The sequence below is a fragment of the Flavobacterium galactosi genome, from assembly GCF_048158585.1.
In the GTDB taxonomy this organism is placed as follows: Bacteria; Bacteroidota; Bacteroidia; order Flavobacteriales; family Flavobacteriaceae; genus Flavobacterium; species Flavobacterium galactosi.
The window spans coordinates 236,730-259,194 of record NZ_JBLNKV010000005.1 but is presented as its reverse complement, the minus strand read 5'-3'; the positions used below and the strand labels follow the sequence as shown (position 1 = coordinate 259,194).

Sequence of the window (22,465 nt, the reverse complement as noted above, 5' to 3'; positions counted from 1 at the left end):
CCAATATTTGGTGTTAATTTTTCAAAAACATTTATTTGCTTATGAAATCCTAAACGACTTTTTCAAGTTCCTAATTTATAGTATACGCTTTCTCTTTAACAATATTCAACCCAATAAATAAAACCGAGCAATCACACGAAAGTTTACCCCACAAAAAAAGCCTTGAATTTCTTCAAGGCTTTTGCTTTCTGGGTGGGAGACGGGGCTCGAACCCGCGACCCTCGGTACCACAAACCGATGCTCTAACCAACTGAGCTACAACCACCATTTGCTTAGCGGTGGCAAATATACAACATAAGTTTACTTCTGCAAATAATTTTTTTAAAAAATTACAGCAAAATTATATCAAATCTCCTAAGCTATTGACTGCCAAATATCTTTCAACCGTAAAACCTTCCGCATAATCCACTCCTACAAGCCTTCCTAAATCCTGTGAACGGTAATTCAGACTCTCAAAGAAGTTCTTACTCGTTATTGGCGATTCCGGTTCTTTGGAATTTGCGTCATAAAACTGCGAACGGTAAGCCAAGATAGATTCGATTTTCTTATCGGTAAAACCTGTAATATCGACTACAAAATCAGGTGCTATGTTTTTCCACTGAATGTAATGATAGACAAGTTTTGGTCTCCAGGCGTCTTGACTTTCACCATCAACTGTAGTTTCTATCTTTCTCAATCCTGATAAAAAACAAGCATCCGAAACTAATTTGCTTCCCTTTCCATGATCAATATGACGGTCATCAATAGCATTACACAAGACAATTTCCGGTTGATACTTGCGAATCATTTTTATAATTTCCAATTGGTGTTTTTCGTCATTGACAAAAAAACCATCGCGCATTTCCAGATTCTCGCGTACCGAAACCCCTAGGATTTTTGCGGCAGCATTTGCTTCCTGATTTCTAATTTCAGCGGAACCACGCGTTCCTAACTCGCCACGGGTCAAATCAACGATTCCGACTGTTTTCCCCAAAGAGATTTCTTTTAGAATAGTTCCCGCACAACCCAATTCCACATCATCAGGATGCGCACCAAAAGCAAGTATGTCTAATTTCATATTTTAATTATTACTATTCTGTTATCTATTTCCTGTAAACTTTACTTACAACACCTTTTTCATCGTCATTGATTTATTGATGCTTTCAGTCCACTCCTTTTCCGGCACACTATCTTTTGTGATTCCACAACCCATATACAAATACGCGCGTTTCAAATCAACCTCAATTTGCATGCAGCGTAAATTTACAAACAAATTAGAGCTTACCGAATCGGTTGCAAAACTGCTGTTTAACTCCCCTAAAAAACCAGTATAAAAACTCCTGTCGTAATTTTCGTTTTCCAAAATAAAAGCTTTGGATTGATCTTTTGGTAAACCACAAACTGCTGGCGTGGGATGCAATAAATGAATTACTTGCTCCAAACTGGAGTTCGAATTCAAAACGCCCCAAATATCCGTTTTTATATGCCAGACGCTTCCCGCTTTGACGCTGTAGGGCTGAGTAACCGAAACTTCCAAAGCAACCTCTTGCAAGACCGAAACTATATAATCCGTAACATATTGCTGCTCTTCTTTCTCTTTTTTATCCCAAACTATTTCCTCCGAACCACTATCCTTTTGAGTTCCCGCCAAAGCCATGGTTTCAAATACATTCACATTGGCTTTTAATAATTGCTCAGGTGTAGCGCCCAGCCAGATTCCTACTTTTGGATGAAAAAAACAATACACAAAAGTAGCGGGATACAACCGAACCAATTTTTCGAATGCTGTAACCAAATTAAAATCAACCAACTCCACTGTTTCTTTTCGGGATAAAACCACTTTCTTGAATGCGTCCTTTTCAATGGCTTGAATTCCTTTGGCAACCAATCTTTCAAAATTATTTTTGGCAACTCCATTTGGTTCCTTAAATTCCCTTTCAAGAACATCTTCTTTTTTTTGGTCCCAAATAACACCAACTATTTCGGATTGATTTTCAGGAATAAAATAGGTCTGATTGCCATCAAAAGAGGCAAAAACAAAGCCTTTTTCGGTAAAATCATTTACCTCATACAATGCATCATTTTGCTGAAAAAGCCCAATGACCATATCCGAATTGGGTTTACAATACAATACAAAAGGTAAATTTTGGGCTAATTGATTTTGGGCTTTATCTAAAATTGCGTCCATTATTTGTCTTCACTTTTTCTTTTTGGCAAAACCATATTTGTCAATTTGCAAAGCGAAATCAAATTGTCTTTTTCATCCGTAATTCGTATTTCCCAAAGGTGAATGCTTCTCCCCTTGTGAACGATTCTTGCCGTTGCCGTTACAATTCCGTCTCGTTTTGCTTTCAAATGATTCGCTGATATTTCAATTCCGCGCACTTCACTGTGTTCTGAATTTATATATAACATCGAAGCCGCACTTCCCACGCTTTCGGCCAAAGCAACCGAAGCGCCTCCATGTAATAATCCCATAGGTTGATGCACCGATGGATTTACCGGCATAGTAGCCACTAAATAATCTTCTCCTGCATCAGTATATTCAATATTCAGGGTTTGCATCAATGTATTTTTTGAAATTTGATTGCAATATTGAAGGATTTTTTCTTTGTCGAAAGTCATGTTTTTGGCTTTAAAGATGTAAAATTAAATAAAAGATGAGTTACAAAATAGCAAATGCAAGTGTTATTCTAAATTCAAATTTGAAAATCGTTTCCTATCCAAATAAGATTTTCCTTATTTTTACAAAAAAACTAACGAAAATGCGTCCCATAAGTTTACTGCTTTTTATTGGAATATTGGTATCTGTTTGCGCTTGTCGTTCTGATTTTGAGACTACAGCCAGCACAGGTGATTTAGTATTTTCAAAAGACACCATTTACTTAGATACTGTTTTTACAAACATAGGTTCCAGTACGTACCGACTTAAAGTGTACAATCACAGTAAAAATGACATCACTATCCCAACCATAAAATTAGGAAAAGGATTGAGTTCAAAATACAGAATGACAGTGGACGGAATGCAGGGAACTAATGGAAAAATATTCACTAATGTTAACCTTCTCGCCAAAGACAGTCTGTATATTTTTATAGAAACCACCGCTAATATTGCTGATGCCAACCCAACCGACTTTTTATACACGGACCAAATTCAGTTTGATGGCGGCGAAAATTTGCAAAAAGTAGAATTAGTGACGCTTATTCAGGATGCCGTTTTTCTGTATCCAAAACGGTTTGCGGATGGGACAACGGAAACACTCCCTATCGGCGATGAAAAAATTGATGGTTTTTATCTCGATGAAAATGATCCTGCAAATGGCAATGAATTGCAGTTCTCCAATAAAAAACCGTATGTGATTTATGGTTATGCCGCCGTTCCTTCAGGAAAAACGGCAACTTTTGATGCGGGAGCCAGAGTCCATTTTCATGTAAATTCCGGTCTTATCGTATCTAATAATGCATCGATACATATAAATGGAACTGCGTCTACAACAGACAAATTAGAAAAAGAAGTCATTTTTGAAGGGGATCGATTAGAACCCGAATATTCAGATGTTCCGGGTCAATGGGGAGCAATATGGCTAACCAGTGGCAGCACCAATAATCAATTGAATCATGCTACCATCAAAAATGGAACTATCGGATTACTGATTCAAAACAACGACGGAACGACTACAACTATAAAAAATACCCAAATCTATAATTCAGCCAATTATGGTATTTTGGCGCAGACCGCAAAAATTAATGGCCAAAATATGGTCATCAATAATGCAGGACAAGCCAGTTTAGCTTGCTCGTATGGCGGAAATTACAACTTTACCCATTGCACGTTCAACAACAACTGGAATAGCTCTGAACAAGTGGCGGTTTTGGTAAGCAATTACATTTTAGGAGCAGTTCCTGAAGCAAAAGACTTGACCGAAGCAACATTCAATAATTGTATTATTTACGGTTCGTACTCCAATGAAATGATTTTAAGCAAAAAAACAAGTGCTGCTTTTGTATACCAATTCAATAATTGTCTCTTAAAATTCGACAATACTTCTAATCAATTTACGACCAATCCAGACTATCAATTTGAAACAGATGCAACACATTACAGAGCAATTATTTTAAATAAAGACCCAAAATTCCTGAAGGTTTCCCAAAACAAATTCAACATTGACCAGGCTTCCGCCGCTTTCGCAAAAGGGAATTCGGCATATTTGATTCCGTTGGATATTACAGGAAACACCAGAACTTTTCCTCCTGATTTAGGGGCGTATCAAAACAAACCATTTCCTAAATAATTTTTTAAAGTCTTTGCTTTTCACATTTGCTCGTACTATATATTTAAACTAAATTTGCATCGCAATACAACAAACTAAAAAACAATGATCCATTTCTTTGAAAACCAAAGCAAAACTGTTTTTGCAGTGCAAACGCAAAACGAAATTTCGGCTCAAGACATTTCAAAACTCAACTGGCTTTTTGCCAACTCCTATAAAATAGAAAAATCCGTGTTGACGGATTTTTTTGTTGGTCCTCGCGCCACTATGATAACGCCTTGGAGTACCAATGCAGTGGAAATCACCCAAAACATGGGAATTTCCGGAATCATCCGAATTGAAGAATTTCACAAAGCAACAGCTGATTTTTCGGATTTTGACCCGATGCTTTCGCAAAAATACGCCGAGTTAAATCAAGATATTTTCACTATCAATGTACTTCCGGAAGCTATTTTGGATATCGATGATATTGCTGCCTACAATAAAAAAGAAGGATTGTCTTTAAGTCCGGAAGAAGTCGATTATTTAGACACTTTGGCGCTTAAATTAGGACGCAAACTAACGGATTCTGAAATTTTTGGTTTCTCACAAGCCAATTCAGAACACTGTCGTCATAAGATTTTCAACGGAAAATTTATAATTGATGGCGAAGAAAAAGAATCTTCTTTGTTCAAATTAATCAAGAAAACGTCTCAGGAAAACCCTAACGATATTGTTTCGGCTTACAAGGACAACGTTGCTTTTGTAAAAGGGCCACGTGTACAACAATTTGCTCCAAAAAGTGCTGACAAACCTGATTTTTACGAAGTAAAAGAATTTGATTCGGTTATTTCATTAAAAGCAGAAACACATAATTTCCCAACAACCGTAGAGCCTTTCAATGGAGCTGCTACGGGTTCTGGTGGAGAAATCCGGGACCGTTTAGCAGGTGGACAAGGTTCTTTACCAATGGCAGGAACGGCAGTTTACATGACTTCATACTCTCGTTTAGCCGAAAACAGACCGTGGGAAAATGGTATGACCGAAAGAAAATGGTTGTATCAAACCCCAATGGATATTTTAATCAAAGCATCCAACGGAGCTTCTGATTTTGGAAATAAATTTGGACAACCGTTAATTACAGGTTCTATTCTGACTTTCGAACACGAAGAAGACGCTCGTAAACTAGGTTTCGACAAAGTGATTATGCAAGCAGGTGGAATTGGTTACGGAAAATTAGACCAAGCAATTAAGAAAAAACCACAAACAGGCGATAAAATTGTTATCCTTGGTGGTGAAAATTATAGAATTGGAATGGGTGGCGCTGCAGTTTCTTCCGCAGATACCGGAGCTTTCAGTTCAGGAATTGAATTGAATGCGATCCAACGTTCGAACCCAGAAATGCAAAAACGTGCTGCCAATGCCATTCGTGGTTTGGTAGAAAGCGATATCAATCCAATTGTCTCGATACACGATCACGGAGCTGGTGGACATTTAAACTGTCTTTCGGAATTAGTGGAAGATACTGGTGGATTAATTGATTTAGATAAATTGCCTGTGGGAGATCCTACCCTTTCGGCAAAAGAAATAATTGGTAACGAATCTCAGGAAAGAATGGGATTAGTTATTGGTAAGGAAAATATCGATTTATTGCAAAAAATTGCCGACCGAGAACGCTCTCCAATGTATCAAGTGGGAGACGTAACCGGAGACCATCGTTTTACTTTCGAATCAAAATCAACTGGTGCTAAACCAATGGATTTTGCGTTGGAAGACTTTTTTGGAAGTTCTCCAAAAGTGGTGATGACAGACAAAACTATCAAAAGAAATTATACTGATTTAAGCTACGACAAGAAAAACATCTCCACGTATTTAGAGCAAGTACTTCAACTGGAAGCAGTAGCTTGTAAAGACTGGTTGACCAATAAAGTGGACCGTTGTGTAGGTGGTAAAGTAGCCAAACAACAATGTGCCGGACCCTTGCAATTGCCATTGAACAATTGTGGTGTAATGGCTTTGGATTACCAAGGAATAGAAGGAGTTGCGACTTCGATTGGGCACTCTCCTGTTGCAGCATTAATTGATCCTGTTGCGGGAAGCAGAACAGCTATTGCAGAAGCATTGTCTAACATTGTTTGGGCGCCGATAAAAGATGGTTTAGACGGAATTTCATTGTCTGCTAACTGGATGTGGGCGTGTAAAAACGAAGGGGAAGACGCTCGTTTATATGCCGCAGTACAAGGTTGTTCGGATTTTGCAATCGAATTGGGAATCAATATTCCAACCGGAAAAGATTCCCTTTCCATGAAACAAAAATATCCAAATGATGAAGTAATTGCACCGGGAACGGTAATTATTTCAGCAGGTGGAAATTGTACCGACATTAGAAAAGTAGTGGAACCCGTTTTACAAAGAGACGGCGGTTCTATTTATTACATCAATTTGTCGCAAGATGATTTCAAATTAGGGGGTTCTTCGTTTGCACAAACATTGAACACTATTGGAAATGAAGTACCAACTATTAAAGACGCTGCATTTTTCAAAAGAGCATTCAATACCATTCAAGAATTAATTTTAGATAATAATATCCTTGCAGGACACGACATTGGAAGTGGTGGTTTGATTACTACTTTATTGGAAATGTGTTTTGCCGATGTGAATTTGGGAGCTAAAATAGACTTTTCAGTTTTCGAAGAAAAAGACATTATCAAATACCTTTTTGCAGAAAATATTGGAATTATTTTCCAAGCAAAATCGGATGCTGAAGTAGAATCTAAATTAAACGCCAATACTGTTTCTTTCTACAAATTAGGAACCGCTACCAATGAAGCGACTTTAGATTTTGGTCCTTGTACATTAGACATTGCTAAATACAGGGATGTTTGGTACAAAACTTCCTTCTTATTAGACCAAAAACAATCGAAAAACGGAACGGCTCAAGCGCGTTTTGATAATTACAAAAACCAAGCGTTACACTATACTTTTCCAACACATTTTACAGGAAAAAAACCAGTTATCAACAATTCAAAACCAAGACCTAATGCAGCTATTATCCGTGAAAAAGGAAGTAACTCGGAGCGTGAAATGGCAAATGCGATGTACTTAGCCGGTTTTGATGTAAAAGACGTTCACATGACCGATTTGATTTCAGGTCGTGAAACGTTGGAAGACATTCAGTTCATCGGGGCTGTTGGAGGATTCTCTAATTCAGATGTCTTGGGTTCTGCCAAAGGTTGGGCCGGAGCCTTTTTATACAATGAAAAAGCAAAAACAGCTTTAGACAATTTCTTCAAGAGAGACGATACGTTATCTGTTGGAATCTGCAATGGGTGCCAATTATTTATGGAACTGGAAGTAATTAATCCGGAGCATGAAATACACGGAAAAATGTTGCACAACGAAAGTAACAAACACGAAAGTATTTTCACATCGGTAACGGTACAGGAAAACAATTCAGTGATGCTTTCTTCATTAGCGGGAAGTACACTTGGAGTTTGGGTTTCGCATGGAGAAGGAAAATTCAATTTACCAATGGGTGAAGAAAATTATAATATTGTTTCTAAATATGCCTACGAAGGCTATCCTGCTAATCCAAACGGATCGCATTTTGATGTGGCGATGCTTTGCGACAAAACAGGACGTCACTTGGTTATGATGCCACACATTGAGCGTTCTACATTCCAATGGAACTGGGCACATTATCCAAAAGATAGAGACGATGAAGTTTCGCCTTGGCATGAAGCCTTTGTCAACGCCAGAAAATGGATGGATAAAAAATAATTATATTTTTATAGATTTTATAAAAGCGTTCCTGAAAAGGAGCGCTTTTTTTTTATGGTGTTAACTCGGATTTAAAGTTCACATTAACTTTGTATCTGATAAACAAATTCTGTTTAATACTATCATTTTATACTACTAATCAATGGGTATCAAACTCGTGTACCATTTCGTTGGTCATAGACGGAAGGTTGGAAAACCTCTATGTACTTGATGCCATTGTGCCAACCTATCAAATTAGTAACAATACTATTAAACAGAATTTAAACATTCCAAAACTCAATACATCCAGTATCGTCTTTATAATCTTTCAAAAACTGTCCTACAAAAATGATACTGTATTCTATTATAAATTTACAAATTTGCATTGTAAAAAGCTACCAATTTAGGCTTTTATCAATACTAAAAAGATGGTATTGATAAAAATAAAGCATTCCTATTGAACCTCATAATCTTAATTCAGAGAAAACGATTTCGTAAAATAAAATAATTCTGGTTTAATTTCTATTTAATTTTTTAAAATTAATAATTATCATTAATTTTTAATTAATTTGCGATAAAATTCAACCTCAGAATAATGACTTCTATAACCAGACTTTTTGATTTTCCTTATTATCAGCAAGATAAATATACTTCAATTCCAGATGCTTTAACAACAAAGAAAAATGGGGTTTGGATAAAAACTTCTACTGAAGAATACATTGCGAAAGCTAATGCTGTATCAAGAGCATTACTGAAACTGGGTGTTCTAAAAGACGATAAGATTGCTATCATCTCTTCTAATAATAGAACCGAATGGAATATTATAGATATTGGGGTGTTGCAAACTGGAGCGCAAACGGTTCCTATTTACCCTACGATTTCTGAAGATGATTACGAATATATCTTAAATCATTCCGGTGCCATGTATTGTTTTGTATCCGATGCGGAAGTGCTTCGGAAAGTCAATTTGATTAAAGATAAAGTACCAACGCTTAAAGAAGTCTATTCGTTCAACGAAATTGAAGGTTGCAAAAATTGGAATGAACTGCTAATTCTTGGCGAAGACCAAAGCAATCAAAATGTTGTTGAAGACCGAAAAAACAATATAAAAACAGACGATTTAGCGACCATTATTTATACTTCCGGGACAACAGGAAAACCAAAAGGAGTCATGCTTTCGCATAAAAACATTGTCTCAAATGTGTTGGACAGCGCTTCCAGAATTCCTTTTGAAGCGGGAAAAAGTCGGGCGTTGAGCTTCCTGCCTGTCTGTCATATTTTTGAAAGAATGATTTTGTATTTATACCAATATTATGGTGTTTCGATCTATTTTGGAGAATCAATCGATAAAATTAGTGACAATCTCAAGGAAGTAAGGCCTACCGTTATTACTGCAGTTCCAAGACTTTTGGAGAAGGTATATGATAAAATCTACGCCAAAGGTACCGCATTGACCGGTATCAAAAAGAAACTGTTTTTTTGGGCAATTGATTTGGGATTGATTTATGAGCCTTACGGCAAAAATGGATTATGGTATGAGTTCCAACTCAAAATTGCACGTAAATTAATTTTCAGCAAATGGAAAGAAGGCTTGGGCGGAAATCTGGATTTGATGGTTTCCGGAAGCGCCGCTTTACAACCCAGATTAGCCAGAGTTTTTGCTGCTGCAGAAATTCCCGTAATGGAAGGCTATGGTTTGACTGAAACCTCTCCTGTAATCTCGGTAAATGACATGAGAAATCACGGTTTCAAAGTAGGAACTGTGGGTAAAGTAATTGATAACGTTGAAGTCATAATTGCCGAAGACGGCGAAATCCTTTGCAAAGGACCAAACGTAATGATGGGGTATTACAAAGATGAAAAATTGACCAGCGAAGTCATTACAAACGGGTATTTCCACACGGGAGACATTGGAATATTTGATGAAGATGGATTCTTGAAAATTACGGATCGTAAAAAAGAAATGTTCAAAACATCCGGAGGGAAATATATTGCACCACAATTAATTGAAAACACAATGAAACAATCCCGTTTCATTGAACAAATAATGGTGATTGGTGACGGACAAAAAATGCCGGCAGCAATCATTCAACCAAGTTTTGAGTTCATTAAAGAATGGGCAGTTATTCATGGAATAGATGCTGGAAAAAGTAATGAAGCAATTATCTCGAACGAAAAAGTTATTGCAAGAATTCAAGAAGAAATTGATACGTTAAATGAAAAATTTGGAAATTGGGAAAAAATCAAACGCTTTGAATTGACACCGGACGTTTGGTCCATTGAAGGCGGACAATTGACCCCTACGCTAAAACTGAAACGAAAAATCGTAATGGAGAAATACATCAATTTATTTCATAAAATCTACGGCTAGTATTTGATAAAACCTCAACAAAACATGAAATTAAAAGTCCTAATTTGTTCCGTTATAAGTATGTTCTTTTTTTCTGATTGCCAAGAAAAACCCAAAGACGATGCTATAAAAGCAAATTATTTAGATTTCTCAAAAAGGGATGACCAATTGACTGGCGGCATCAAAATGATTCCGATAAAAACACCGAAAGGGACTTTTAAAGTCTGGACAAAAACTGTGGGCAATAATCCAAAAATAAAAGTATTGCTTCTTCACGGCGGCCCTGGATTGACACACGAACTGTATGAATGTTTTGACGGGTATTTCCCTAACGAAAGCATCGAATATATCTACTACGACCAATTGGGTTCGTATTACAGCGACCAGCCCAAAGACAATAGTTTATGGACCAATGAACGCTTTGTGGAGGAAGTCGAGCAAGTACGACTTGCATTAGGCTTAGACAGTTCCAATTTTTACCTGATGGGACAATCTTGGGGCGGAATCCTGGCAATGGAATATGCGTTGAAATATCAAAAAAACCTGAAAGGTTTGATTATCTCCAATATGATGGCGAGCGCTAAGGAATATAACGCTTACGCAAAAGACGTTCTGGCACCTCAAATGGATCCAAAAATCCTAAAGCAATTACAGGATATCGAGAAAAACAATGATTTTGATAATCCAAAATACAGCGAGTTGCTTTTCAAATACTACTACACGGAACATATTTTAAGAATGCCTCTCGACCAATGGCCAGAATCCATCAACAGGTGTTTCAAACACATCAATCCTGATGTATATGTGTTCATGCAAGGTCACAGTGAATTTGGTATCACCGGAAATGCCACACTAAAAAATTGGGATGTAAAAGCCAGACTAAAAACCCTCACAGTTCCTACACTAACAATTGGTTCGAAATACGACACGATGGATCCCGAACACATGAAATGGATTGCCCGCGAAGTGCAAAACGGACGTTTTTTGTTTTGTCCTAACGGAAGCCACCTCTCGCAATACGATGATCCAAAAAACTATTTTACAGGCGTGATCAAGTTTTTGAAAGATGTGGATAAGGGGAAATTTAAGAAAGGGTAAAACAACAATTTTCAACAAATCATCGTTTCCTTACTAGCAAATTTGATATCAGTATAAAATTCATCATTCAATCCAAAGAATTTATTCCCCAAAATAACTTCAAAGAAGGATAAACCACTTACAATTACCGAAACCAGTAATCTCAAAAATTAAACTACAAACCCACATTATTCTCCAGTAGCAGGATTTACGTAAGGGATAGAAGTGGCATCCTTTTATGAAGTCCCGATCCCGAAGCCTCGGGACGGGACTTCATAAAAGGATACAACTTACAGCCCGGCCCGCAGGGATACGCCCAAAAAAACAGCATCCAACTCGATTAGCCTGACAAATATTTCATATTTAATTGTTATTTAACACTTTAGATGTTATTTTGTTATTTTTCAATACCTTTATTGTATCAACCCATAAAATCAAAAAATTATGAATGTGAAAAATTTTTTAGTTTCAGGTAGTGTAGGCGGTATAATCTACTTCCTTTATGGATGGTTGTTCTACGGGATTCTATTTAAACAAGCATTTCCCTCCAATGGGAACGAAAATTATGTAATGATTTTTTTAGGATGCCTTACCTTTGGATTATTTACAGCCTATATTTTTACAAAATGGGCAGGGATTTCAAATTGGATAACCGGTTTTGTTGCTGGTGCCATAATTGGATTATTTATGGCTCTATACATGGATTTCTTTGCCAATTCAATGAAATTAACACCCGATATTAACTTTCAGATTATGGCATTGGATATTGCAATCACTGTTGTAATGTCCGCATTAACCGGTGCAGTCATTGCACTTGTTAATGGAAAACTAAAATAAACACAAAATTCTTACAAAAAAAATCTTCATTTTATGTGGAGTTTTTTAGTTTTGACAAAAAATTTAAAAAATAACCAAACTTATTATGCATGCATAGTATTTTTTTATTATATTTGAAATCGATATAGTTAGAGATATGAAAGATAAAACAATAGATTATATTTTAAGAGCGACTTGGCAGGCAGTTTCCAGAATGTACAATGAAGAAGCGTCTAAATACGGTGCAACTATGGCTACAGGTTTTGCTCTGCTGAGTATGGATAAAGAAAAAGGAACGCCCTCTACCGCTTTAGGCCCAAAAATGGGTATGGAAGCTACGAGTCTTACCAGAACTTTGAAATCAATGGAAGATAAAGGCCTAATCTTAAGAAAGAAAAATCCGTATGATGGTCGTGGCGTTTTGATTTACCTGACAGAATTTGGCAAAGAGAAAAGAGAATTGTCAAAAAACACCGTTTTAAAATTCAATGAAACCGTGCGAAAACACATATCCGAGGAAAAATTGCAACATTTTATTGAAGTTGCAGAAACCATCAATGAATTAATCCAAGATAAAAATATTTTTAATCCTACGAGCGTCAGCGAACTTGGGGAGCAAACTGAAAAACCAGAAAATGACATCGCCACGATTCAAAAAAACAATCAATAATTAAAAACGGTGCTACCCTATTTCTTTAAAAAACAAATATAAACTACTTATGAAATGAGCATAACCAACGATTGGTAGCGAAAACCGATTGATGAAATGCGAATTACATAGGATTGATGAAAAACAAATATTATTTTATATGAAACGCACAATTAAAAAAGTTGCAGTAATTGGATCCGGAATTATGGGTTCAGGAATTGCTTGTCATTTTGCTAACATTGGAGTTGAAGTTTTACTTTTGGACATTGTTCCAGGAGAACTCACCGAAGCCGAAGCTAAAAAAGGGCTTACTTTAGAAAGCAAAATTATCAGAAACCGATTGGTGAATGAGCATTTGGCTAATTCCCTGAAATCGAAACCCTCCCCTATTTATAATTCGAAATTTGCCAGTAGAATTACTACTGGAAATACAACGGATGACATGGCGAAAATCGCTGTTGTTGATTGGATTATTGAAGTGGTGGTGGAACGTTTAGATATCAAAAAATTAGTTTTTGAACAAATTGAAAAATTCAGAAAACCGGGAACTTTAGTTACTTCAAATACTTCTGGAATTCCAATTCACTTTATGAGTGAAGGAAGAAGTGACGATTTTCAAAAACATTTCTGTGGTACACACTTTTTTAACCCTGCGCGTTATTTAAAATTATTCGAAATCATACCTGGTCCTCAAACTGCATCGGAAGTTTTGGATTTCCTCACGGATTATGGTTCAAAATTCTTGGGAAAAACTTCGGTCGTTGCCAAAGATACTCCGGCATTCATCGGAAACCGAATCGGAATTTACGGGATTCAGAGTTTGTTTCATTTGGTTAAAGAATTGGGATTAACAATTGAAGAAGTGGATAAATTGACCGGTCCCGTTATTGGAAGACCAAAATCGGCTACTTTCAGAACGGTAGATGTTGTTGGATTAGATACATTGGTACATGTTGCCAACGGAATCTACGAAAACTGCCCCAATGATGAACAGCATGATTTGTTCAAATTGCCGGATTTCGTCAACAAAATGATGGAAAAAAAATGGTTTGGAAGCAAAACGGGACAAGGTTTTTATAAAAAAGTAGACAAGGATATTTTGTCTTTGGATTTAGACACTTTAGAATACCGTCCGGCTAAAAGAGCTTCTTTTGCGACATTAGAACTGACAAAAACAATTGACAAACCCATTGACCGTTTTAAAGTTTTAGTAAAAGGAACAGATAAGGCTGGAGAATTCTATAGAAAAAGCTTTGCCGGAATGTTTGGGTACGTTTCGAACAGAATACCTGAAATCTCCGATGAATTATATAAAATTGACGATGCGATGAAAGCCGGTTTTGGATGGGAAAATGGTCCTTTCGAAATTTGGGATGCCATTGGTGTCGAAAAAGGAATCGAAATCATGAAAGCTGAAGGTCTTGAACCAGCAGCTTGGGTAACCGATATGTTGGCTTCTGGAAGTTTCAGTTTTTATTCTGTAAAAGAAGGCGCTACTTTTTTCTACAATATCCCTACAAAATCACAAACTAAAGTTCCGGGTCAGGATGCCTTTATCATCTTGAACAACATTCGCGAAAGCAAAAAAGTATGGAGCAATAGCGGAGCAATTATACAAGATTTGGGAGACGGAATTTTGAATTTAGAATTCCAATCTAAAATGAATACGATTGGTGGCGATGTTTTGGCAGCCATCAATAAAGCGATTGACTTATCTGAAAAGGAATACCAAGGATTGGTTATTGGAAATCAAGCGGCGAATTTCTCTGTTGGTGCCAATATCGGAATGATATTCATGATGGCAGTCGAGCAAGAATACGACGAATTGAATATGGCCATCAAAATGTTTCAGGACACGATGATGCGCGTGCGTTATTCTGGAATTCCAGTGGTGGTTGCGCCACACGGAATGACTTTTGGAGGTGGTTGCGAAATGAGTTTGCATGCCGACAAAGTAGTTGCAGCAGCGGAAACGTATATGGGATTAGTGGAATTTGGTGTTGGAGTAATTCCAGGCGGTGGCGGATCGAAAGAAATGACCTTACGTGCGGCTGATTTATTCCATAAGAATGATGTCGAATTGAACGTATTGCAAGAATATTTCTTGACCATTGCTATGGCAAAAGTGTCCACTTCAGGTTATGAAGCCTTTGATACTGGACTTTTACAAAACGGAAAAGATATCATTGTAGTGAACAAAGACCGTCAAATTGCTGAAGCGAAGAAACATGCATTATTAATGGCCGAAGCGGGTTACACTCAACCGATTCGCAGAACCGATGTAAAAGTATTAGGGAAACAAGCTTTGGGAATGTTCTTAGTGGGAACAGACCAAATGGTTGCCGGAAAATACATATCGGAACACGACAAAAAAATCGCTAACAAACTGGCGTATGTCATGGCGGGTGGTGATTTATCCGAACCGACTTTAGTATCTGAACAATATTTATTGGATTTGGAACGAGAAGCTTTTTTGAGTTTGTGTACGGAAAGAAAAACATTGGAGAGAATCCAGTTTATGCTAACCAAAGGAAAACCATTACGCAATTAATTTTAAATTATAAATTATGAATTATAAATTAAGAATGAGCTTCATTTAAAATTTATAATTCAAAATTCAAAATAATAGTTATGAAAACAGCCTATATAGTTAAAGCATACAGAACCGCCGTGGGGAAAGCACCAAAAGGTGTGTTCAGATTTAAACGCCCGGATGAATTGGCAGCAGAAACGATTCAGTTTATGATGAATGAGTTGCCTGATTTCGATAAAAAACGTATTGATGACGTGATGGTAGGAAATGCGATGCCAGAAGCGGAACAAGGACTAAACGTGGGACGATTAATCTCTTTGATGGGATTAAAAATCGAAGATGTTCCTGGTGTAACCGTAAACCGTTATTGCGCTTCAGGATTAGAAACAATCGGGATGGCAACAGCCAAAATTCAATCTGGAATGGCCGATTGTATTATTGCCGGTGGAGCCGAAAGCATGAGTTTTATTCCAATGGGAGGCTACAAACCTACTCCGGATTATGCTGTTGCAAAAGCAGGAAACGAAGATTATTATTGGGGAATGGGACTAACTGCTGAAGCGGTTGCCAAACAATATAATGTATCTCGCGCTGACCAAGATGAGTTTGCGTATCAATCGCATATGAAAGCCTTGAAAGCACAAGCCGAAGGCAGATTTGACAAACAAATTGTTCCCATTACAATTGAACAAACGTTAATCAATGAAAATGGCAAAAAAGAAACTAAATCCTACATCGTAAATAAAGACGAAGGTCCAAGAGCAGGAACTTCTGTAGAAGCACTAGCTGGTTTAAGACCAGTTTTCGCAGCTGATGGAAGTGTTACCGCAGGAAATTCATCCCAAATGAGTGATGGAGCCGCATTTGTGCTAATCATGAGTGAGGAAATGGTAAAAGAATTGAATTTGGAACCAATTGCACGTTTGGTAAACTTTGCTTCGGCTGGAGTAGAACCAAGAATCATGGGAATTGGACCTGTGAAAGCGATCCCAAAAGCATTGAAACAAGCCGGATTACAATTAAAGGATATCGATTTAGTGGAATTGAACGAAGCATTTGCATCACAATCATTAGCAGTAATTCGTGAATTGGGATTGAATCCTGATATCGTAAACGTAAATGGCGGAGCAATTGCATTAGGTCATCCATTAGGGTGTACCGGAGCAAAATTGTCTGTACAACTATTCGACGAAATGAAAAAAAGAGGAAGCAAATACGGAATTGTAAGTATGTGTGTTGGAACTGGACAAGGAAGCGCAGGGATTTATGAACTGCTTTAATTTATTTTAAATGATGGATTTTAAATTTTAAATGGATATGAAAGATAATATTATTGCAATTAAAACTTTTGATTTTGCATTATCAATAGTAAATCTTTTTATTCAACTTAAAAAAGAAAATGAATTCATTATTTCTAAACAAATATTAAGATCCGCAACAAGCATCGGTGCAAATGTTGAAGAAGCAATTCCAGCTCAATCGAGAAAAGATTTCATTCATAAAATGTCAATTGCATCTAAAGAAGCAAGAGAGACAAAGTATTGGTTGCGATTATTAGAAAAATCTGACCTGACAACAATTGCTATGAATAATTATCTAATTGAAATTGAAAACATTTTAAACATAATTACTAAAATAATAAAAACTTCTCAGGAAGGAAATACAAAAATAATTTAAAATTTAAAATTCAAAATTTAAAATAATAAGTCATGAGCGACAAAACAAGAGGAGGTCAATTCCTGGTAAAAGAAACAAAGTGCGAAGATGTCTTCACTCCTGAAGATTTTAATGAAGAACAATTAATGATGCGTGACTCTGTAAAAGAGTTTGTAGACAAAGAAATCTGGCCGAACAAAGATCGCTTTGAAAAAAGAGATTTTGCCTTAACGGTAGAAAGTATGCAAAAGGCGGCTGAAATGGGATTTTTGAGTATCGCAGTCCCTGAAGCTTATGGTGGAATGGGAATGGGATTTGTAAATACTGTTTTGGTTTGTGATTATATTTCGGGAGCAACAGGTTCATTTTCCTCTGCTTTTGGAGCACATACAGGAATTGGAACACTGCCAATTACTTTGTATGGAACTGAAGAACAAAAGCAAAAATACGTAACAAAATTAGCCTCTGGCGAATGGTTTGGAGCGTACTGCTTGACTGAACCAGGTGCTGGTAGTGATGCCAATTCTGGAAAAACAAAAGCGGTATTATCTGAGGATGGAACGCATTATAAAATCACAGGACAAAAAATGTGGATTACCAATGCAGGATTTTGTAATGTCTTTATTGTTTTTGCTCGTATAGGAGATGATAAAAATATAACTGGTTTTATCGTAGAAAATGATCCAAATAATGGTATTTCTATGAACGAAGAAGAGCATAAATTAGGAATTCGCTCCTCTTCTACGCGTCAGGTTTTCTTTGCAGATACAAAAGTTCCTGTCGAAAACATGTTATCCGAAAGAGGAAATGGTTTCAAAATAGCCATGAATGCCTTAAATGTAGGCCGAATTAAATTGGCCGCAGCCTGTTTGGATGCACAACGCAGAGTTATTTCAAACTCAACAAAATACGCTAATGAAAGAATACAATTCAATACCCCTATTTCTCAGTTTGGAGCCATCAGAGCAAAATTAGCCGAAATGGCAACTTCCTGTTATGCCGGAGAAAGCGCTACTTATCGTGCAGCAAAGGATATTGAAGATCGTATTGCGTCACGTGAAACCGAAGGAGCTACACACCAAGAAGCAGAATTAAAAGGGATTGAAGAGTATGCCATTGAATGTTCAATTTTGAAAGTGGCTGTTTCTGAAGACATTCAAAATTGTGCAGATGAAGGAATTCAAATCTTTGGAGGAATGGGATTCTCAGAAGACACACCAATGGAAAGTGCTTGGAGAGACGCAAGAATTGCTCGTATTTACGAAGGAACCAACGAAATCAACAGAATGTTATCTGTAGGAATGTTAATCAAAAAAGCGATGAAGGGTCACATTGACTTACTCGGACCAGCATCAAAAGTACAAGAAGAATTAATGGGAATTCCTTCTTTTGATACTCCTGATTATTCTGAATTATTCGCTGAAGAAAAAGAAATGATTGGCAAATTGAAAAAAGCATTCTTAATGGTTGCAGGTGGAGCTGTTCAAAAATACGGTCCGGATTTAGATGCACACCAACAGTTGTTAATGGCAGCTTCAGATATATTAATCGAAATCTACATGGCTGAAAGTACTATTCTCAGAACTGAAAAATTAGCCAAAAAAGAAGGAGAAGCTAAAGCACAGGAGCAAATTGCCATGGCAAAATTATACTTGTATAAAGCAGTAGATACCGTTACTCAAAAAGGAAAAGAAAGTGTAATCTCTTTTGCTGAAGGGGATGAACAACGTATGATGTTAATGGGTTTACGCCGTTTCACAAAATATACTAATATGCCAAATATTGTAGGATTAAGAGAAACAATCACTACAAAATTAGTAGCTAAAAACGAATATTGTTTCTAAATACAAGCTATATTTCTTTGTAAAAAAACCGTCTTGTTCCTGAAAAACTAGACGGTTTTTTTATTTTAATTAAAAATTACTTAACCTCTTTTTTTTCAATAGGTCTGATTTCTCCATTATAAGAAATCGGACTTCGATTATTAGAATTAATGGTAAGTGTTGCGTCACCTTCAAAAAAAACAGAAAGAAAGAGTAGGTACACATCCGTATCTCCCTTAACAGTCGCTTTTATTTGATAGGCTTTTCTCCCTTTTTCAATAGTAAATTCTTTTGGACTTCCTTCAAAATTTAAGCCACCATCACTGCTTCCATAAGCAATGCCACTGTACCCTATACCAAAAAAAGGCATTTCACTCTTAATTTTATCTGGCTTAAATTCCACATAATTAGAATTAGTGGTCAAATCAATACTTCTAAACCCTTGACCTAAGGCTGTTCTTCCAATAAAAACAAACTCTTTAGAATCAACCAAAGATGATATTTGTTTCTCTTTTTCGATTTTACGTTCCTCCCTTAATTGCTTCTTACTTTTTTCCTGAGTATAACTTGCCGTTACAATCAGCGAAAGAAACAGTACTAAAATTGCTGTTTTTGTTTTCATGGTATCCATTTTATAATATACCTAATTTTATAATTTTGTAAAATATTAAAAACCCCTTCAAAAATTTTGAATTTATTTTTTCTCAAAACGCATCATCGCGATATCACCCATGATGAAATTTAATGTCTTTCCATCTTCTGAAATGGAATAAGAATCTATTTTTTGAAGCGTTGACATGTAAATACCCTCTCCTTCTCCGGGACAAAACATTTTGGTCACTGCCATCGGTTCTTTGAAACTGATTTTATTTTCAACCACATTTAATTTTCCGGAATAACGGTTGCAGCTGTTGCTTCCTGAAATACTGTTCGCTTTCAAGTCGAAAGTAATGGATGGCTTATTATTTGGATACAATCCTCCAAAAGCTATTCTTGATCCTGTAACATAATTTAACTCCCAAGTTCCTTCTAGTGAAGCGGTTTTATTCGTAGTTGATTTAAATGAATTGCAAGAAACAAATCCCAAACAGAAAACAGTTAGCGCCAAAATTATTTTTTTCATGTGATTTTTTTATTTTATACTATCAAAAATAAAGCAAAAATACTGCCAGTTTTAAGGTTTAAAAAAAATAGTACAAAAACAAAGCGTTTTAAAATCCCGAGCTCCAAAGACCGCAAGACATACAAACAATTTATTTCTTTTTAATCTCTGTAACTTCCACCCTAATGCTAACAGCATACGCGTTTGGAATGATTTTTTTTCCATGTGCATTGGCATACACTTTAGTGAATTCGGCTCCAAAATATAAGATTATAGCGGAATAATATACCCAGATTAAAATAATAATTATGGATCCTGCAGCACCATAAACGGTAGCTACCGTTGAACTTCCTAAATAAAAGCCAATAGCAAATTTACCAAACATAAAGAAAAAAGAAGTAAAACTTGATCCTATCAAAGCATCTTTCCAAGCAATAGTTCCATCGGGCAGTGTTTTGAAAATAATGGAGAACAACAATGTTGTAGTCGCAAATAGAATTAAGATATTAAAAACATAAAATATATAAACCGTCGTGTCAGGGAAATAAACGAGCAATCGTGTGTTTATAATATCCATCATTGTATTTACCATCAAACTGACCATTAATAAAAAACCAACTGAAGCAATCATAGAAAATGACATCAGTCTGTTTTTAATAAATTTCATAATTCCCTTATTTGGTTTTGCTTTTAAGCCCCAAATAAAATTAATGGAACTTTGTATTTCGGCAAAAACACCCGAAGCGCCTATCAACAACATAACTCCTCCAAATATCGTTGCAAATGTTACACTATCAGACAACTCAATATTCTTAATCGTTTCCTGAATTTGAATCGCAGCTTCATTGCCAACCATTCCATTAATTTGTCCAAAAAACCTTCCGGTAACCGCTTCTCTTCCAAAGAAAAAACTAAAAATAGACAAAATAATAATTAGCAACGGGGGCAGTGAAAATATGGTATAATAAGACAATGATGCACTTAATTTTATCGCATTATCATCATCAAATTCCCTATAGGTTCGCTTTAATAAATCCCAACTTATAATGGCTATTTCTTTGTGCTTCATGTTTTACTGTTATTTTATATTCTTCCGTAAAAAAGAATCGACATGTTGGTTTATCTTATTTGACACAAAAGCACATTCCGATTAGGGGTCTATGTCAATTGCTGCTTTTTCAAAACTACAAATAAATTGATTAGGTATTTAAAATGAATATTGCAAAATTCCCATAAGATTGAATTATTAAAACACAATCCTATTATCCGTAATACAAAATTTTCTTACCTTTGAAATAAAACATCTCATGAAAAAATTAGCTTTATTGTTCAGCATAGCATTAGTCCTTTTTATTGGTTGTAAAACCAATTCCCTTTCTAATCCTGATAAAAAATTAGTTATTGCTTTCGAACCAAAAAGCGAAAGCCATGTTTCCGGAACTGCAACTTTTGTAGAAAAAGATGGTAAAGTGACTTTCGTCGCAAAATTAGCGGGACTAAAACCGGGTGTTCATGCCATACATATTCATGAGAAGTCCGATTGTACGGCTGCCGATGGAAGTTCAGCTGGTGGACATTGGAACCCAACATTCAAAAAACATGGTAAATGGGGCGTTGGCGAATACCACAAAGGTGATATCGGAAATTTTATTGCTGATGAAAAAGGAAACGGAACCATAACTTTAACAACTGACGAATGGTGTATTGATTGTGGTGATGCAACTAAGGATATTTTAGGAAAAGGACTAATCGTTCACCAAGGAACAGATGATTTTGTTTCTCAACCAGCTGGTAATGCAGGTGCAAGGGTAGCTTGTTCTGCTATTATTAAATAATTTTTAAGAATTCCATTGGAAGATAAAGAGCACCTCTATTTTAAAAATACAAAGGAATGGCGTGATTGGTTGCACCAAAATCACCATTCTTCAAAAGGGGTGTATCTGATTTTTTACAAAGTGAGCAGTGAATTTGAAAGTATGAGATGGGAAGAAGCAGTTCAAGTTGCCATTTGTTTTGGTTGGATAGATTCAACGGTAAGAAAAATGGACGAAGACCGCAGAAAACAAGTGTTTTCTCCAAGAAAAGATAAAAGCGTTTGGAGCAAACTCAATAAAACGTATATCGAAAAACTAATCAAAGAAAATCTAATGCATGAAAGTGGATTAGCCAAAATTGAAATTGCTAAAAAAAACGGCACTTGGACTTCATTAGACGCTGTAGAGGATTTGATTATGCCATCAGATCTGGAAATGGCTTTTGACAAAAATATAGTGGCATTTGAAAACTATAAAAATTTTAGTCCTTCGTATAGGAAAAGTTATCTTTATTGGCTCAATCAGGCTAAAAGAGAAGAAACACGAAACAATAGGATAGCCGAAATCATAAATTTTTGTTCTCAAAATAAAAAATCCAGAGATTAATATTTTGCAATTAATAATTAACCTAAATTTTTCTACATAATCATAAAAAAC

18 protein-coding genes and 1 tRNA gene are annotated in these 22,465 nt (G+C 36.2%); 12 read left to right on the top strand and 7 right to left on the bottom strand.

What is annotated here, in order from left to right; translation table 11 throughout:
- Nucleotides 1-190 precede the first annotated feature (190 nt).
- The 4 genes from ACM55M_RS12625 to ACM55M_RS12610 form a co-directional block, all read right to left on the bottom strand.
- A tRNA-His gene (locus ACM55M_RS12625) sits at nt 191-266 on the bottom strand.
- Between the two features lie 74 nt (nt 267-340).
- Nucleotides 341-1,057 carry a bacillithiol biosynthesis deacetylase BshB1 gene (gene bshB1 / locus ACM55M_RS12620; protein ID WP_416858026.1) on the bottom strand — a complete coding sequence of 239 codons (717 nt, stop codon included), beginning with the start codon at nt 1,055-1,057 and terminating at the stop codon, nt 341-343.
- A 45-nt stretch (nt 1,058-1,102) separates the two neighbouring features.
- On the bottom strand, nt 1,103-2,167 hold the full coding sequence (locus tag ACM55M_RS12615; RefSeq protein ID WP_416858025.1) for a chorismate-binding protein: 1,065 nt from the start codon (nt 2,165-2,167) through the stop codon (nt 1,103-1,105).
- Nucleotides 2,167-2,604 carry a PaaI family thioesterase gene (locus ACM55M_RS12610; RefSeq protein WP_416858024.1) on the bottom strand — a complete coding sequence of 146 codons (438 nt, stop codon included), beginning with the start codon at nt 2,602-2,604 and terminating at the stop codon, nt 2,167-2,169. Before ACM55M_RS12610 ends, ACM55M_RS12615 begins: the two co-directional genes overlap by 1 nt.
- Before the next feature lie 140 nt (nt 2,605-2,744).
- Between ACM55M_RS12610 and ACM55M_RS12605 the strand changes: the two genes are divergently transcribed.
- From ACM55M_RS12605 to ACM55M_RS12560, 10 genes are all read left to right on the top strand, one after another.
- A complete protein-coding gene (locus ACM55M_RS12605) occupies nt 2,745-4,271 on the top strand; it encodes a hypothetical protein (protein WP_416858131.1) in 1,527 nt (508 codons plus the stop codon).
- Nucleotides 4,272-4,355: 84 nt separating this feature from the next.
- The gene (gene purL / locus ACM55M_RS12600; protein ID WP_416858023.1) at nt 4,356-8,009 is read left to right on the top strand and encodes a phosphoribosylformylglycinamidine synthase; all 3,654 of its coding nucleotides are present in this window, start codon (nt 4,356-4,358) and stop codon (nt 8,007-8,009) included.
- Nucleotides 8,010-8,583: 574 nt separating this feature from the next.
- Nucleotides 8,584-10,359, top strand: coding sequence for an AMP-dependent synthetase/ligase (locus ACM55M_RS12595; RefSeq protein WP_416858022.1), 1,776 nt, complete (start codon nt 8,584-8,586; stop codon nt 10,357-10,359).
- Between the two features lie 24 nt (nt 10,360-10,383).
- On the top strand, nt 10,384-11,436 hold the full coding sequence (locus ACM55M_RS12590) for a proline iminopeptidase-family hydrolase (RefSeq protein WP_416858021.1): 1,053 nt from the start codon (nt 10,384-10,386) through the stop codon (nt 11,434-11,436).
- Nucleotides 11,437-11,865: 429 nt separating this feature from the next.
- A complete protein-coding gene (locus tag ACM55M_RS12585) occupies nt 11,866-12,252 on the top strand; it encodes a hypothetical protein (protein ID WP_416858020.1) in 387 nt (128 codons plus the stop codon).
- A gap of 136 nt (nt 12,253-12,388) precedes the next feature.
- Nucleotides 12,389-12,901 carry a MarR family winged helix-turn-helix transcriptional regulator gene (locus ACM55M_RS12580; protein ID WP_416858019.1) on the top strand — a complete coding sequence of 171 codons (513 nt, stop codon included), beginning with the start codon at nt 12,389-12,391 and terminating at the stop codon, nt 12,899-12,901.
- 139 nt (nt 12,902-13,040) lie between these two features.
- Nucleotides 13,041-15,431 carry a 3-hydroxyacyl-CoA dehydrogenase/enoyl-CoA hydratase family protein gene (locus ACM55M_RS12575; protein ID WP_416858018.1) on the top strand — a complete coding sequence of 797 codons (2,391 nt, stop codon included), beginning with the start codon at nt 13,041-13,043 and terminating at the stop codon, nt 15,429-15,431.
- A gap of 80 nt (nt 15,432-15,511) precedes the next feature.
- Nucleotides 15,512-16,693 (top strand): acetyl-CoA C-acyltransferase, encoded by a 1,182-nt coding sequence (locus ACM55M_RS12570; RefSeq protein WP_416858017.1) that lies wholly within the window; start codon nt 15,512-15,514, stop codon nt 16,691-16,693.
- A gap of 37 nt (nt 16,694-16,730) precedes the next feature.
- On the top strand, nt 16,731-17,090 hold the full coding sequence (locus tag ACM55M_RS12565) for a four helix bundle protein (RefSeq protein ID WP_416858016.1): 360 nt from the start codon (nt 16,731-16,733) through the stop codon (nt 17,088-17,090).
- Nucleotides 17,091-17,122: 32 nt separating this feature from the next.
- Nucleotides 17,123-18,913 (top strand): acyl-CoA dehydrogenase family protein, encoded by a 1,791-nt coding sequence (locus ACM55M_RS12560; RefSeq protein WP_416858015.1) that lies wholly within the window; start codon nt 17,123-17,125, stop codon nt 18,911-18,913.
- A gap of 76 nt (nt 18,914-18,989) precedes the next feature.
- Here ACM55M_RS12560 and ACM55M_RS12555 read toward each other — a convergent pair whose 3' ends face one another.
- From ACM55M_RS12555 to ACM55M_RS12545, 3 genes are all read right to left on the bottom strand, one after another.
- Nucleotides 18,990-19,514, bottom strand: a complete 525-nt coding sequence (locus ACM55M_RS12555) for a DUF4251 domain-containing protein (protein ID WP_416858014.1) — start codon at nt 19,512-19,514, stop codon at nt 18,990-18,992.
- Between the two features lie 72 nt (nt 19,515-19,586).
- Nucleotides 19,587-20,015 carry an META domain-containing protein gene (locus ACM55M_RS12550; RefSeq protein WP_416858013.1) on the bottom strand — a complete coding sequence of 143 codons (429 nt, stop codon included), beginning with the start codon at nt 20,013-20,015 and terminating at the stop codon, nt 19,587-19,589.
- A 130-nt stretch (nt 20,016-20,145) separates the two neighbouring features.
- The gene (locus tag ACM55M_RS12545; RefSeq protein WP_416858012.1) at nt 20,146-21,063 is read right to left on the bottom strand and encodes a YihY/virulence factor BrkB family protein; all 918 of its coding nucleotides are present in this window, start codon (nt 21,061-21,063) and stop codon (nt 20,146-20,148) included.
- 238 nt (nt 21,064-21,301) lie between these two features.
- Here ACM55M_RS12545 and ACM55M_RS12540 point away from each other — a divergent pair, with 238 nt between their 5' ends.
- Nucleotides 21,302-21,829, top strand: a complete 528-nt coding sequence (locus ACM55M_RS12540; protein WP_416858011.1) for a superoxide dismutase family protein — start codon at nt 21,302-21,304, stop codon at nt 21,827-21,829.
- Between the two features lie 15 nt (nt 21,830-21,844).
- Nucleotides 21,845-22,414: a YdeI/OmpD-associated family protein gene (locus ACM55M_RS12535; protein ID WP_416858010.1), complete on the top strand. Its 570-nt coding sequence runs from the start codon at nt 21,845-21,847 to the stop codon at nt 22,412-22,414.
- The last annotated feature ends 51 nt before the right edge of the window (nt 22,415-22,465 follow it).